Below are 14,612 nucleotides of genomic sequence, written 5' to 3' on the forward strand. Positions count from 1 at the left end.
CACCGGCCCGGATCGCTACAGGCCGCGACCCTGCTCGTACGCCCGCAGCTGCTCCGCGCTGATCATGCCGGTGTCGAAGAGGCTGGTCTCGTCGAGCGCGTAGCCCTGCTGAGCCTGGGCCTGCTGGTTCTGCTGCTGGTCGAGCTGGGCCTGCTGCATCTGGTTCGGGTCGTACACGGGCTGCTGGCCGGTGTCGTAGCCCTGATAGGCGTAGGGGTCGGCCTGCTGGTACCCGTACGGGTCCTGCTGCTGGGGCTGGGCGTAACCCTGCTGCTGGTAGCCGTACGGGTCCTGCTGCTGGGCGGTCTGCTGGTAGTCGTAGGCCGCCTGCGGGGCGTAGTCCTGCTGCTCGGGCTGGAGCGGGGTGGCCGAGACCGGGGTGTCCGTGACGGTCGCGAGGTCGGCGAGGTAGTCGGCGTCGCTGGTGTGCTGGACCTGGTTGCCGTCGTCGTCCAGGGCGAGCGCCCCGAGATCGTCGCTGGCGATCCGCCCGTGCAGCTTCTGCCGGCCCTTCCCTACGGCCTCCAGGGTCTTGGCGAGAACCGCCTCGAAGGCGCCGAGCTTGACGTCCACGTACGCGTCGGCGTCGCGGCGCAGGGTCTCCGGGTCGTGGCTGCGCTCGGGGGCGTCCTCGTCCTCGTAGCCCTGGTCGTCGATGCCGGGGCCGGTGCCGAGCAGCTTCTCGCGGCCCCGCCCGACCGAGCCGAGGGTCTTGGTGAGGACGACCTCGAAGTTGGCGAGCTTGGAGTCGACGTAGTCGTCGGCCTCCGCGCGGACCTCCTCGGCCTCCTGGCGGGCCTCGGCGAGGATGCGGTCCGCCTCGTTCTGCGAGCGGCGGGCGACCTCGGTGTCGGAGATCAGCGAGCCGCGCTCGGCGTGCGCGGTCTGGATGATCCGCTCCGCCTCCTGGCGGGCCTGCTCGACCATCTCGTGCCGGCCGCCGATCAGCTCCTGCGCCTCCGCCAGCGAGTCGGGCAGGGCCGCACGCACCTCTTCGAGCAGCGTGAGCAGCTCGGCGCGGTTGACCACGCACGAGGCCGACATGGGCATGGAACGGGCGCTGGAGACCGAGGCGACGATCTCGTCGAGCTTCTTCTGCACGTCCACCGTGTGCTCGCCACTCTCTACCGACGTGTTGGAGACGGACGGGTCGACTGTACGACCACTCCCGCCCCGCCCGACACCGGGTGACGCACTGTCAGTCCCTCAGGCCTTGCCGAGCCGCTCCGTGAGCGCTTCCAGGACCACGCCCGGCACCAGGTGGGAGATGTCACCACCCCACTGCGCGACCTCCTTGACCAGCGAGGACGACAGGAAGCTGTAGGTGGGGCTGGTCGGGATGAACAGGGTTTCGACGCCCGACAAACCGTTGTTCATCTGGGCCATCTGGAGTTCGTAGTCGAAGTCGCTGACCGCGCGCAGGCCCTTGACGATGGCCGGGATGTCGCGCTGCTTGCAGAAGTCGACGAGCAGGCCGTGGTAGGCCTCGACCTGGATGTTCCCGAACTCCGCGGTGACCTCGCGGATCAGCTCGATCCGCTCGTCGACGGTGAACATGCCCTTCTTCGACTGGTTGATCATCACGACGACGTGCACGACGTCGTACAGCCGGGAGGCACGGGCGATGATGTCGAGGTGTCCATTGGTGATGGGGTCGAACGACCCCGGACAAACGGCGCGGCGCAACTGAGTTCCCTCGCTCTCCGGTCCGGTCATCGTGCGTCTTCGCACGTAGAGGCGGCGCGACCGTACCAAAAGGTCCCCTCGCCGTAGCGACGGGCCCGGATCGCGTCGAATCCGTCCGGCCACCCGAATTCGCCGCCTCTGGTGCTGCGCTCCACGGTGACGAGCGCGTCCGGCGCGAGCCAGCCCCCGGACCGGAGTGTGAGCAGAATCTCCCGAAGATCGTGATCTGCGACAACGTACGGCGGGTCGAGGAAGACGATGTCGTACGGGTCAGCCGGCGCCGGCGTCTGGGCGATCTGCTCCGCTTTGCCCGCCCTGACCTCGGCGCCGGGGAGGCCGATGTTCTTGACGTTCTCCCTGATGACGCGGGCGGCCTTCGGGTCGGCCTCGACAAGGAGGGTGTGGCTCGCGCCGCGGGAGAGAGCTTCGAGGCCGATGGCGCCCGAACCGGCGTACAGGTCGAGGACTCGTTCGCCGTTCAGGGGGGCGCCGAGGAGGGACTGCCAGGTGGAGAAGAGGCCCTCGCGTGCGCGGTCGGAGGTGGGGCGGGTGCCGGTGCCTGCCGGCACGGCGAGTCGACGTCCGCCGGCTTCGCCGGCGATCACGCGGGTCATCTGGGGTCCTTGGTGGTGGGCGGCTTCAGGTTTCATTGTGGCTGGTCGCGCAGTTCCCCGCGCCCCTGGGGGTCACCGCTAGCCCTTATCCAAGTACTGCTCCCTCTCCTCGTCCAAGAGGGCGTCCAGGGCAGTCCTCAAGCCGGGAAGCCGCGTGAGTTCCGGATCGGCTGCCACGACACTCGTCGCCTCCTCCCTCGCCTCCGCGATGACCTCCTCGTCCTCGATGACCGACAGGACCCGCAGGGAAGTGCGGGCACCGGACTGGGCCTGCCCCAACACATCGCCCTCTCGGCGCTGTTCGAGGTCGATGCGGGAGAGTTCGAAGCCGTCGAGGGTGGAGGCGACGGCGTTGAGGCGTTGGCGGGCCGGGCTGGCCTCGGGCATCTCGCTGACCAGGAGACAGAGGCCGGCCGCCGAGCCGCGGCCCACTCGGCCGCGCAGCTGGTGGAGCTGGGAGACGCCGAAGCGGTCGGCGTCCATGATCACCATCGCTGTGGCATTGGGCACGTTGACGCCGACCTCGATGACCGTCGTGGCGACCAGGACGTCCGTGTCCCCGGCGGCGAAACGGCGCATCACGGCGTCCTTGTCGTCGGGGTGCATACGGCCGTGCAGCACCTCGATCCTCAGCCCCTGGAGCGGGCCCTTCGCGAGCTGGGCGGCGATGTCGAGGACCGCGAGCGGTGGGCGCTTCTCGGCCTCGTCCTCCGGGGACTTCTTCTTACCCTTGCCGGCCTTCTTGGGGTCGTCGTCCTCGTCACCGATGCGTGGGCAGACGACGTACGCCTGATGGCCGTTGGAGACCTCCTCGCGGACGCGCTCCCAGGCGCGGGCCAGGAAGTGGGGTTTGTCGGCGGCGGGGACGACATGGCTGGCGATGGGTGAGCGGCCCGCCGGGAGCTGGTCGAGGACCGAGGTCTCCAGGTCGCCGAAGACCGTCATGGCGACCGTGCGCGGGATGGGGGTGGCGGTCATGACGAGGAGGTGCGGGGGTTGCTTGCCCTTGCCGCGCAGGGCGTCGCGCTGCTCCACGCCGAAGCGGTGCTGTTCGTCGACCACGACCAGGCCCAGGTCGTGGAACTGGACCTTGTCCTCGATCAACGCGTGCGTACCGATCACGATCCCGGCCTCACCGGTGACGAGGTCCAGGAGGGCCTGACGCCGCCCGGCCGTCCCCATCGAGCCGGTGAGCAAGGTGACCTTGGTGGCCCGCTCGGCCCCGCCCAGCATCCCGCCCTCGGCCAACTCCCCCATCATCTCGGTGATCGACCGGTGATGCTGCTGCGCGAGCACTTCGGTGGGCGCGAGCATCGCGGCCTGCCCGCCTGCGTCGACCACGGCGAGCATGGCGCGGAGGGCGACCATGGTGTTGTGGGTCACGGTGAAGTTGTCGGTGACGTAGGCGTGGCTCGGGTGCGCGACGCTGATGCACTGGACAGGCTTGCGCCCGACATACTCCACTGCTCGGATTCCGCGGCGGAACGTGTTGTCTTTCGGCCTGGTCCTCACGCGTTCGGCCTTGCGGGCGAGCCTGAACGGTGCGTAGTCATCGGGCAGTGCCACGGAGACGTTGAAGGATGCCTTCTTCTGCAGGACACGCGCTCGACCGCCGAGTGAACGCACCAGCCAGGCAACGTCGTTCGCCAATACGAGCGAGGCAGAACAGAACGAGACGCTGAAGCCGTCTGCGCTGACGGTCCCGTCCGTGTCCATCAGCCCTTGCAGCAGAGCGAGGCGGTTCTTGATCGATGCGTTCTTGAACTCGTCGGGAACGGATTTGCCGTGCGATGTGACACCCCAGAGATTCAACCCACGCAGGGTCTGAATCACGGGGTTGCGGACGCCTCCGGCCCGGTGGGCGAGCTGAATGGTGAAGTCACAACGGGAGCCCTTCACCGGAACCACTTGGCACTCCGGGGCCACAGCTGTCGCCACGGCGTCACGGATCTCGTCGTCCATCGTGGAAAACCGCAGGTTGTGCCGAAAAGAGCCGTCTCCCAGAAGGAGACCGAAGAGGTAAGGATCGAGAGGCAGTCCGCAGTCGCCTCCGAGATCGACCGGGGCAGCTGTCGGGAGATACCACTTCGAGGATCCGTTGGCCTTGAACGTGTCCAGACGGATCTCCCGAGTCGTCATGACCTTGGGAACCTGACCTCCGTGCCACCCGCAGCTCGTGCCGACGATCCAAAGATGCTCGTCGTCGCACTCCACGTGGCTGCCGTCGGAAAGAACCAGGCGCCAGACCTCGCGCTCTCCCTGGGGGAAGACCCCATCGATCAGCGCGATCTCCCCGTCCGGCACTACAACCTCGTCCCCCGCCTTCAGATCGCCCATACGGCAGAACCCCGTGGGTGTGAGCACGAGCGAGTCGAGCGGCTGAGCCTTCCCCGACCCCACCTCCCCCTGCAACAGCCGATGCATCGGATGCTCCGTCGCCAAGTCGTCGAAGATCTCCTTGGACACCTTCACCTGCCCGTCCGTGAGCGTGAACGGAAGCCGGTCGTCGAAGGCGGTGAGGAGGCCGTCGGGGGACGGCTTGCGGGCTACGGCGGGGAGTTGGGCGTCCGCGTGGCGGCGGCGGGCGAGGGCGACCTGGAGGACGAAGGCCTCGTCCCACTTGAGGCGGTCGCGGGCTGCGGCGATGTCCGCCTTGGTGTGGGGGCGGTGGATCTTGAGGAGGGCTTCCGGGAGGGAGACCAGGCCGCGGCCCTCGCGGAGGGAGTCCGGGAGGGGGTCGACGGCTTCCTGGGCGCTGGGCAGTGCGGTTTGGAGCGCCTTGCCGATCTTCCAGGACTCCAGTTTGGCGGTGGCGGGGTAGATGGGGATCAGGGTGCCCGCCCAGGTCTCGACCGCTTCCTCGGCCTCGCCCTTCAGCAACTCGTATGCCGGGTGGGCGAGTTGCAGGCGGCGGTTGAAGACGGAGACCTTGCCGGCGAACATCGCGCGCGTGCCCGGCAGCAGTTCCTTGTGGGGTTTGTGAACTCCCGAGCCGAAGAAGACGAGTTGGAGCCGGCCGCTGCCGTCCGTGATCGTGACTTCGAGACGCTGGCCCTTGCCCCGGGGGGCCTTGCTGGACGCGAAGGTGTGCAGCCGGGCGTCGGCGACCTGGGCGACCACGGTGACGTGCTCGTCCATCGGCAGCTCGGCGAGGTGCGTGAGCTGGCCCCGCTCCTCGTACCGGCGCGGGTAGTGGTGCAGGAGGTCGCCCACTGTGTGCAGGCCGAGATGCTCGGCCATCACCTTCGCGGTGGCGGGGCCGAGCACCTTTTTCAGTGGTTCTTCCAGTGCGGGCACGAGATCCATTGCACACCACGTCACTGACAATGCCGTATACGTCTTGCGAAAGTCCTGGTCAGGTGGGTCGTTCGCGGCCTAGGATGGCGCGCTCCGGCCATCCCCCGCGGTCACCGCCTCACAGGGACCGCCCGACCCTCGCGCCGTTCGCACTTCCCCCACCTCGGCGCTGCGACGATGGACTCCCAGACCTCACAGTCATCCCAGGCATCCCAGTCACCTCACACGTTCCAGGTCGACCTGCGCGGTCTGGTGGACCTGCTCTCCCATCACCTCTACTCGAGCCCCAAGGTCTATCTGCGCGAGCTGCTGCAGAACGCGGTGGACGCGATCACCGCCCGCCGGGCCGAGCAGCCCGACTCCCCTGCCCTGGTGCGGCTGTTCGCCGACGGGGGCACCCTGCGCGTCGAGGACTCCGGCGTCGGGCTCACCGAGGCGGACGTGCACAACCTCCTGGCGACCATCGGCCGTAGCTCCAAGCGCGCCGACGGGCTCCAGGAGGCCCGTTCCGACTTCCTCGGGCAGTTCGGCATCGGACTGCTCGCCTGTTTCGTGGTCGCCGAGCGGATCCGGGTCGTCAGCCGCAGCGCCCGTACGCCCGACGCGCCACCCGTGGAGTGGACGGCGACCGACGACGGCTCGTACACCGTGCGGACCCTCCCCGACAGCGAACGCCCCGAACCGGGCACCACCGTGCACCTCGTGGCGCGCGCGGGCGCCGGCGAGTGGCTCACCAAGGAGCGGGTCCTCGCACTGGCGCGGGACTTCGGGGCGCTGCTCCCGTACGACGTGCGCGTGGACGGTGAGGCGATCACCGATCTGCCCGCGCCCTGGGACCGGTCGTACCCGAGTCCCAGCACCCGGCGGGTGGCGCTGGCCCGGCACTGTCACGAGCTGTTCGGGTTCACGCCGTTGGACTCGATCGACCTGTCGGTGCCGCTCGCGGGGATCCGGGGGGTGGCCTACGTCCTTCCCGGCGCCGTGAGTCCGGCGCAGCGGGCGAGTCACCGGGTGCATCTCAAGGGCATGTTGCTGACCGAGCGGGCCGAACAGCTGCTGCCCGACTGGGCGTTCTTCGTGCGCTGTGTGCTGGACACGGACAGTCTGCGGCCCACGGCCTCGCGCGAGTCGCTGTACGAGGACGAGACGCTGGCCGCCGTACGGGAGGCGCTCGGGGAGCGGATCCGGGCCTGGCTGACCGGGCTCGCGGCGGGTGATCCGGAGCGGCTGGCCGCGTTCCTGTCGGTGCACCACCTGGGGGTGAAGTCCCTGGCGCGGCACGACAAGGAGATGCTGCGCACGATGCTGCCGTGGCTCCCGTTCGAGACGACCGACGGACGGGTGTCCCTGGAGGAGTTCGCGCAGCGCCACCCGGTGGTGCACTTCACGCGGACCGTCGAGGAGTACCGACAGGTCGCGCCGATCGCGTCCGCGCAGGGCATCGGGGTGATCAACGGCGGTTACACCTACGACGGCGAGCTGGTCGAGGCGCTGCCGTCGGTGCGTCCGGGGACGGTGGTCGCCGAGCTGGACTCGGACACCGTGACCGCGCACCTGGACTCGGTCGACCCGGCCGAGGAGCTGGCCCTGGCGGACTTCCTCGCCGCCGCGCGGGCCAAGCTGGACCCCCTGGGCTGCGATGTCGTCCTGCGGGCCTTCCATCCGCTGTCGGTGCCCGCGCTGCACCTGGACGACCGCTCCGCCCGGCACGAGCAGGCCCGCGCGGAGGCCGAGGAGCAGGCCGACGACCTGTGGGCGGGCATCCTGGGCTCGCTGCGGGGCAGTGCTCCACGCGCGCGTCTCGTGCTCAACCACCTCAACCCGCTGATCCGGCGGATCAGTTCGCTGCGGGACCGGGACCTGATCGGGACGGCCACGGAGTCGCTCTACGGGCAGGCACTCCTGATGGCGCAGCGACCACTGCGCCCCGCCGATTCGGCACTGCTGAACCGGGCGTTCATCGGCCTCCTGGAGTGGGCCACACACGGGGAGGGTGACCACTGATGGCAGGGATCACGGACTTCGACGCGCTGCGCCGGGCGATGGCGGAGAACTCCGAGGAGCCGGAGGGACCGGCCCGCAACGCGCGCGCGGAGCAACTGCTCGCCGAGGCCGAGAAGTTGGACATCCCCCTCGCGGTGATCGAGGCGCTCGGGCACCAGCTGAAGGTCTACAACTACAGCTCCGAGAAGGACAAGATGTTCGTCCCCTTCGCGCGCCTGCTGCGCATGTGGGACGAGCGGCCCGAGGACTTCGACGAGTACGAGGTCCACTCCCTGCACTGGGTCTTCAAGTGGATGTCGTCCGGCATGCTCGGCCAGCCGCACATCCCGCTCGCCTCGATCGAGAAGTGGCTCGGCGAGATGGAGCACCGCTACCGGCTGGCCGGACACTCCGAACGGGCCGTCCGCAGCGCCGAGTTCAGCGTCGCCTCGCACGTCGGGGACCTGGCGCGGGCCGAGCGGGCGTACGCCGCGTGGCTGGCCGCCGACCGCGACACCATGGCCGACTGCCACGCGTGCGAGCTGCACAGCCAGGGCGAGTGGCAGGTGCAGCGGGAGCAGGACGCCGAGGCCCTCGCCCTGTGGGAGCCGGTCCTGGAGGGCGAGTTCACCTGCGCCCACGAGCCGCACACCGTCCTCGCGTCCTCCCTGGCCCCGCTGCTGCGCCTGGGGCGGGCCGACGAGGCGCGCGCCCATCACCTGCGGGGCTTCCGTCTCGTACGGCCCATGGAGAGCATGCGGGGCGCCTACGCGGACCATGTGGAGTTCTGCGCGCTGAGCGGCAACGAGGCGCGCGGTCTGGAGCTGCTCGCGGAGCGTCCGGCGTACTTCACGGACTCCGGGAACCCGCGCAGCGGGCTGGACTTCCTGTCCGTGGTGGCCCTGCTGATGGACCGCCTGACCGAGCTGGGACTCGGCGACCAACAGGTTCCGGGGCCGGCTGACCGCACCTGGACGGCACGCGAACTCGCCGCCCACGCACGCGTGGAGACCCTCTCCCTGGCCGCCCGCTTCGACGAGCGCAACGGCACGACCCACATCGGCGACCAGGCACGCACGCGCATGGACCAGCGGCCGCTGGTGGAACGGCTCCCCCTGGGAGTGCGTTCGGCGGGCCGGCCGGTCGCGGCACCCGTGACGAGCGCGTCGGTCCCGGAGAAGACCCCGGCGAAGGACCTCGCCGAACTCCTCACGGAGGCGCGGCGCCTGTCGGACACCCTCCAACCGCACGCCGTGGAGGCCTGGTTGGCGGTCTCCCGGGCCGCCGAGGGTGTCGAGCTGTCCGCCCGCGACCGCGCCGAGATCGCCGACCACCAGGCGATGGACCAGGGCCCCGAGGGCATCGCCCTCTTCGAGCGCGCGGCCCAGCTGTTCGCCGAGGCGGGCGACCCCGGGGAGGCGTGGGCGGCACGCGCGCGTGGAGCGTACGTACGCGCTCTCACGGGCGAGCTGGACGAGGCCCTCACGGCGATCGCCGAACCGTACGACGGGGTGCTCGCCCTGTACGCCGAGGACGGCACGGGCGTACGGCAGACGGCGGCCGTGCTGATGAGCCGCGCCCGCATCCTGATGCGGAGGGTGCACGGGGAGTCCCCCGACCACACCCCCGGCAGCGGGGACCTGGCCGCCGCCGAAGCCGCCGTACGGGAAGTGCTGGCCCTCGTCGAGGGGCAGCCCCTTCCGGGTGACGTGGCCGATGTGCGGCTGGCCGCGCGGGGTGCCGAGGGGCAGGCGATGCTGGCCGAACTCGCGGTGCGGGACGGGGATGTGGAGACGGCTGTCCGGCTGTTCGCGAAGGCGTCGACGGCGTTCGTGGTCGCGGGGCTGCCGTGGTTCGCGGTGGAGTACGAGGCGCGGCTGGCCGGGCTCGCCCATCACCTCGGCGACGTCACGGAGGCGGAGCGGGCGCTGCGGGCGGCCCTGGAGCACGGTGGGCCGTATCTGGAGGCCCCTGGACGGGCTCAGCTGCATCTCCAGCTCGCCGAGGTGCTCGGCGGCCGGGGACGGTCCGAGGAGGCCGCTGAGCACGCCCTGGAGGCAGCGCACTGGTCCGACGAGGCCGGCGAGGGCCCGACGCTGGGCGCCTGGGCACGGCACCAGCTCGGCGGCTTCCTGCTGCGCCAGGGCCGCTGGGCCGAGGCCGCCGAGGTGCTGGAGTCGGCGCTGCCCGACCTGACCGTCGAGACGCACGGCGACGGCGCGATCGTCCAGACGCAGTGGTGGCTCGGTGACTGTCTGAGCGAGCTGGGCGAGCACCGCGCGGCGGCCGAACGGCGGTTGCAGGCGGCCGAGATCGCCCGGCACTGGCCCGAGCAGAACGACCACGCGACCCTCGCCCACCTCGCCGCCGAGTCGCTGGGCCACGCGGAGCTTCCCACCGAGGCGGACCAGGCGTACGAGCGCGCGGGCGACCTGTGGCGGTCCCTGGGCAACGTGCACGGACTCGTCCGCTCGCTGCGCGCCCGCGCGTGGCTGGCGTTGCGCGCGGACCGGGGCCTGGACCGCGCGCGGGAGTTGATGGCGGGCGCGATCGAGGAGTGCGAGGCCGCGCTCCTCGTGACGGACGACCAGGAGGCACGGCAGCGGCTCACCGGCGAACTCGCCCACACGCACCGGCAGTTCGGCGAGCTGCTGGCCCGGTCCGTCGCCGAGGAGGCCGAGGACACCGCGATCCAGGCCGCGTTCGAGGACGCCCTGACGCAGACCGCGGAGGCGGTCACCGTGTTCGCCGCCCTCGGGGAGGGCGCGGTGCACACCCGCACCGGCGCCGAACTCGCCGCGGGCTGGCTGGAGGCCGACCTCAGTCGCCCAACCGACGCGGCGGCACGCGCGCGTGGCGTACTGAAGGCCTACGAAGGTGCCGACGACGGCGACGAGACGGTACGGGCCCGTCGTGCCGAGGCCGAGCAGCTCCTCCAGTTGATGGAGGAACAGACCGAGAAGTAGGGGAGGTTGACGCCTACTCCACGCCGATGAGCAGCAGGGCACCCTGTCGGCCGCCCCGGTACACCACCGTGTCGACGGCGAGGTACGACTCCCGGACGTGGATCTCCAGGATGTCGGCGACGCTCACGGGTGCCTCGTCGCCGAGGACGAGCGTGACGAGTTCACCGCCGGCCGCGAGCATGCGGTCGAGGACGGCCCGGGCGGTGGCCGTGACATCGGCGCCGATCACCGCCACATCGCCGTCGACGAGCCCCAGGACGTCCCCGGCCTGGCAGATGCCGGCCATGGTCCAGGACTGGCGTTCGGCGACGGCGACCTCGGCGTAGCGGGTCGCGCCCGCCGCCGAGGTCATCGAGACGACGTCCTCGTCGAAGCGCCGCTCCGGCTCGTGCACGGCGAGCGCGGCGATCCCCTGCACCGCGGAGCGCGTCGGGATCAGCGCGACCCGGATGCCCTCGGCGCGGGCCTGCTCGGCGGCAGCGGCGGCGGTGTGGCGCAGGTCCGCGTCGTTGGGCAGCAGCACGACCTCACGCGCGTGTGCCCGCCGCAGGGCCGCGACCAACTCCCCGCTGGCGGGCGGCTCCCCGGGGCGTGCGAGCACGGTGGTCGCACCGGCCTCCCCGTAGAGCCCTGCCAGCCCCTCCCCCGGCACCACGGCGACGACGGCCCGCTGCGCACGCTCCCTGGGCGGCCGTTCGGCACCAGTGGTGTGCACGTCACCGAGCCCGAAGTGGGTGATCCGGATCCGGTACGGCCGTCCGGCCTCGACGCCCGCTTCCACAGCGGCGCCCGCGTCGTCGACGTGCACGTGGACGTTCCACAGGCCGTCGCCGCCGACCACGACGAGCGAGTCGCCGAGGGCGTCGAGCCGCTCCCGCAGCCGCGTCACGGCGGAGTCGTCGGCCTCCAGGAGGTAGATCACCTCGAAGGCGGGGCCGCCCTCGCACGGGGTGCCTTCGGGAGCACCAGAAGCGTCGGAGGCATCGGAAGCGTGGGAAGCGAAAACATCCTCCACGCGTGTGTGCGTCTCGTCGGCGGCCACGCGTGCGTGCGTCTCCAGGGCCGTGAAGACCGGCACCTCCCCCGTGAACGTCTCCACCAGCGCGGCCAGCACCGCCACCAGCCCCCGCCCGCCCGCGTCGACGACTCCCGCGCGCTCCAGGACGGCCAGTTGCCCGGGGGTCGCGGCCAGCGCCGCGCACGCTCGCTCGTAGGCGGCCCGTGCGACGGTCCCGCAGTCGCCCTGGGTGTCGTCGGCCGCGTCCGCCGCGGCCGAGGCGACGGAGAGGACGGTGCCCTCGACGGGGTGGGCCACCGCGTGCCGGGCGGAGTCGGCCGCACGGCGCAGGGCGAGCCGTAGGCCCTCCCCGTCCGTGTGAGCCGTCTCACCGTCGGCGGCGAGGACCTGGGCCATGCCCCGGAGCAGCTGCGCGAGGATCGTCCCGGAGTTGCCGCGCGCCCCTATGAGCGCCCCGTGGGCCATCGCGCGGGCGGCGTCGGCCAGCGGCGGTTTCTGCTCGGTCAGGGTGCCGTGTCCGTCGAACACCGCCTCGACCGCGGCGGCGGCGGACTCCATGGTCAGGTACAGGTTGGTGCCGGTGTCCCCGTCGGCCACCGGGTACACGTTGATCGCGTCGATCTCCTCGCGCGCACGCCCCAGCGCCCGCAGCGCGAGACCGCACCAGGTGCGCACCGCGAGAGCATCGAAGAATGTCTGCGGCACCTGCGGCACCTGCGCCTCCTTGAGCTGCTGGACTGGCACGCAGCGTAGACCCCGGAACGGCCCGGGCCCGAGGAGGGCCGGAGCGGGCCCCCGACCAGGCATGGTAGTTTCGTTGTACTGGCGCGGTCGTTGTATGCTGCTCCGGTTGCCCGATCCCGATCGGGCCATCCCTCCCTGGCAGCGCCACTTCCAGATCCTACGATCTCGATCCCGGCATGCCGGGATCATCCGTAAGTGCATCTGTGCATCTGAAGTCTTTGGAGTGACCCGTGGCTGCCAACTGCGACGTCTGCGGCAAGGGGCCGGGCTTCGGCAACAACATCTCGCACTCGCACCGCCGTACGTCCCGTCGCTGGAACCCGAACATCCAGCGCGTCCGTACCGTGGTCAGTGGGACGCCGAAGCGCGTGAACGCTTGCACCTCGTGCATCAAGGCCGGCAAGGTCTCGCGCTGACGCACTGCTGAGCGCGCGGCCACTGCTGGTTCGCTGCATCGAGCCGGTCCACCTCGTGTGGGCCGGCTTTTTGCCGTGCCTTCTTAAAAGAAGCGCACGTCAGGAAACCCTCTCGTCAGGCTTCACGCCGTAGCGCCCACCCGTGATCCACCGGCCCGATCCCCCCACCCAGCGCGAACCCCGCCGCGATCGCCCCGGTGACGTAATCCTTCGCCACTGCCACCGCCTCCGGCACCGACTGCCCCTTGGCGAGCTGAGAGGCGATCGCCGAGGCGAGCGTGCAGCCGGTCCCGTGGGTGTGCCGGTTGTCGTGCCGGGGCGCGCGCAGCCAGTGCTCCTCGGAACCGTCGGTGAGCAGATCCACGGCGTCACCCGGCAGATGACCACCCTTGATCAACACCCAACGCGGCCCGTACGACAGCACGGCCGCCGCGGCCTCCCGCAACTGCCCCTCCGAGTCGACCCGCACGCCGGTGAGTTGCGCCACCTCGTCGAGATTCGGCGTCGCGACCGTCGCCACCGGCAGCAGCTTCGTCCGTACGGCGTCCAGCGCGGAGTCCGCCAGCAGCGAGTCCCCGTGCTTCGAGATGCCCACCGGGTCGACGACCGTAGGAACGTCCGTGCCGCCGATCAACTCCGCAACCGTCTCGACGAGTTCGGCCGACGCGAGCATCCCGGTCTTCACGGCCTGTACGCCGATGTCGTCGACGACGCTCCGGTACTGGGCGCGCACCGCCTCCGCCGGAAGTTCCCAAGCCCCTTGCACCCCGAGGGAGTTCTGCGCGGTGACCGCCGTGACGACGCTCATGCCGTGCACGCCGAGCGCGAGCATGGTCTTCAAGTCGGCCTGGATTCCGGCCCCGCCACCGGAGTCGGAGCCGGCCACCGTCAGTACGAGGGGCTTCACGACTCGATGTCCCCGAAGTGGTCCCAGCCGCCCTTGCTGGTCCACGGCGCCCCGTCGACCGTCACCTGGGGCAGCGCGGAGGGGTTGAGCACCTCGCCGATCACCTTCCAGCGGGCCGGCAACTTCACGTCCGGCGCGAAGGTCGCCACGATCGCGTGGTCCTCTCCCCCGGTGAGCACCCACTGGATGGGGTCGACGCCGACGGCCTGCCCGATGTCGTTCATCTGCGTCGGGACGTCGATCGCGCCGGACCGGATGTCGATGCGAACCTTGCTGGCCTCCGCGATGTGCCCGAGGTCGGCGATCAGCCCGTCGCTGACGTCGCACATCGAGGTCGCCCCGAGCCCGGCCGCCGCCGGACCCGCGTGATACGGCGGCTCGGGGCGCCGGTGCGCCTCCACGAACGCGCGCGGCGAACGGAAGCCTCGCGACAGCACCGCGAACCCGGCCGCGGACCAGCCCAGCCACCCCGTCACGGCGACCACGTCACCGGGCTGCGCGCCGCCCCGGGTCACCGGCTCGCGGCCGCGCAGATCGCCGAGCGCGGTGATCGACACCATGATCGTGTCGCCTCGTACGACATCGCCGCCGACCACCGAAGCGCCCGCGACCTGGCATTCGTCGCGCAGGCCGTCCATCAGCTCCATGGGCCAGGTGACCGGGAGTTCGGCCGGCACGACCAGACCGAGGAGCAACGCGGTCGGTACGGCGCCCATCGCGGCGATGTCCGCGAGGTTCTGCGCGGCGGCCTTGCGTCCGACGTCGTAGGCGGTGGACCAGTCGCGGCGGAAGTGGCGGCCCTCCAGCAGTATGTCGGTGCTCGCCACGACCCTGCGGTCGGGCGCGGCGACGACCGCGGCGTCGTCGCCGGGGCCGACCCGGACCGCGGGGGTGGTGGTGAGCCGGGAAGTGAGCTCCCTGATGAGCCCGAACTCCCCCAACTCACCGACGGTGCCCTTCATCGTTCGTCCTCTTCTCGTG

10 protein-coding genes are annotated in these 14,612 nt (G+C 70.9%); 3 read left to right on the top strand and 7 right to left on the bottom strand.

Translation table 11 applies throughout. From position 1 onward, the window contains the following. Positions 1-15: 15 nt before the first annotated feature. From OG714_RS16110 to OG714_RS16125, 4 genes are all read right to left on the bottom strand, one after another. On the bottom strand, positions 16-1,107 hold the full coding sequence (locus OG714_RS16110) for an ATP synthase F0 subunit B (RefSeq protein ID WP_406121642.1): 1,092 nt from the start codon (positions 1,105-1,107) through the stop codon (positions 16-18). 99 nt (positions 1,108-1,206) lie between these two features. Next, complete coding sequence (gene coaD / locus OG714_RS16115; protein WP_019058670.1) at positions 1,207-1,716, bottom strand: pantetheine-phosphate adenylyltransferase; 510 nt, start codon at positions 1,714-1,716, stop codon at positions 1,207-1,209. After that, a complete protein-coding gene (gene rsmD, locus OG714_RS16120) occupies positions 1,713-2,336 on the bottom strand; it encodes a 16S rRNA (guanine(966)-N(2))-methyltransferase RsmD (protein ID WP_406121644.1) in 624 nt (207 codons plus the stop codon). Before rsmD ends, coaD begins: the two co-directional genes overlap by 4 nt. 42 nt (positions 2,337-2,378) lie before the next feature. Next, positions 2,379-5,606: a helicase-related protein gene (locus OG714_RS16125; RefSeq protein ID WP_406121646.1), complete on the bottom strand. Its 3,228-nt coding sequence runs from the start codon at positions 5,604-5,606 to the stop codon at positions 2,379-2,381. Between the two features lie 168 nt (positions 5,607-5,774). Between OG714_RS16125 and OG714_RS16130 the strand changes: the two genes are divergently transcribed. Next, positions 5,775-7,601 (top strand): HSP90 family protein, encoded by a 1,827-nt coding sequence (locus OG714_RS16130; protein WP_406121648.1) that lies wholly within the window; start codon positions 5,775-5,777, stop codon positions 7,599-7,601. After that, the gene (locus OG714_RS16135) at positions 7,601-10,546 is read left to right on the top strand and encodes a tetratricopeptide repeat protein (protein ID WP_406121649.1); all 2,946 of its coding nucleotides are present in this window, start codon (positions 7,601-7,603) and stop codon (positions 10,544-10,546) included. The genes OG714_RS16130 and OG714_RS16135 overlap by 1 nt, the downstream gene beginning before the upstream one ends. Before the next feature lie 13 nt (positions 10,547-10,559). Here the strand turns inward: OG714_RS16135 and OG714_RS16140 are convergent, their stop codons facing one another. Then, positions 10,560-12,278: a DAK2 domain-containing protein gene (locus OG714_RS16140; RefSeq protein WP_406131839.1), complete on the bottom strand. Its 1,719-nt coding sequence runs from the start codon at positions 12,276-12,278 to the stop codon at positions 10,560-10,562. Between the two features lie 260 nt (positions 12,279-12,538). Here OG714_RS16140 and rpmB point away from each other — a divergent pair, with 260 nt between their 5' ends. Next, the gene (rpmB, locus tag OG714_RS16145; RefSeq protein ID WP_003973430.1) at positions 12,539-12,724 is read left to right on the top strand and encodes a 50S ribosomal protein L28; all 186 of its coding nucleotides are present in this window, start codon (positions 12,539-12,541) and stop codon (positions 12,722-12,724) included. A 115-nt stretch (positions 12,725-12,839) separates the two neighbouring features. On the opposite strand, the gene thiD is transcribed toward rpmB, so the two are convergent. Beyond that, entirely contained in the window at positions 12,840-13,631 is a 792-nt protein-coding gene (gene thiD, locus OG714_RS16150) for a bifunctional hydroxymethylpyrimidine kinase/phosphomethylpyrimidine kinase (protein ID WP_406121651.1), read from the bottom strand. Next, a complete protein-coding gene (locus OG714_RS16155) occupies positions 13,628-14,593 on the bottom strand; it encodes a thiamine-phosphate kinase (RefSeq protein WP_019058663.1) in 966 nt (321 codons plus the stop codon). The genes thiD and OG714_RS16155 overlap by 4 nt, the downstream gene beginning before the upstream one ends. Positions 14,594-14,612: the final 19 nt, after the last annotated feature.

The sequence above is a fragment of the Streptomyces sp. NBC_00989 genome (assembly GCF_045162655.1).
In the GTDB taxonomy this organism is placed as follows: Bacteria; Actinomycetota; Actinomycetes; order Streptomycetales; family Streptomycetaceae; genus Streptomyces.

What these genes read in the sequence shown, in the direction of transcription:
- OG714_RS16155 (WP_019058663.1), bottom strand. Translation starts at nt 14,593, where the DNA reads ATGAAGGGCACCGTCGGTGAGTTGGGGGAGTTCGGGCTCATCAGGGAG.
- rsmD (WP_406121644.1), bottom strand. Translation starts at nt 2,336, where the DNA reads ATGAAACCTGAAGCCGCCCACCACCAAGGACCCCAGATGACCCGCGTG.
- OG714_RS16130 (WP_406121648.1), top strand. Translation starts at nt 5,775, where the DNA reads ATGGACTCCCAGACCTCACAGTCATCCCAGGCATCCCAGTCACCTCAC.
- OG714_RS16125 (WP_406121646.1), bottom strand. Translation starts at nt 5,606, where the DNA reads ATGGATCTCGTGCCCGCACTGGAAGAACCACTGAAAAAGGTGCTCGGC.
- OG714_RS16135 (WP_406121649.1), top strand. Translation starts at nt 7,601, where the DNA reads ATGGCAGGGATCACGGACTTCGACGCGCTGCGCCGGGCGATGGCGGAG.
- coaD (WP_019058670.1), bottom strand. Translation starts at nt 1,716, where the DNA reads ATGACCGGACCGGAGAGCGAGGGAACTCAGTTGCGCCGCGCCGTTTGT.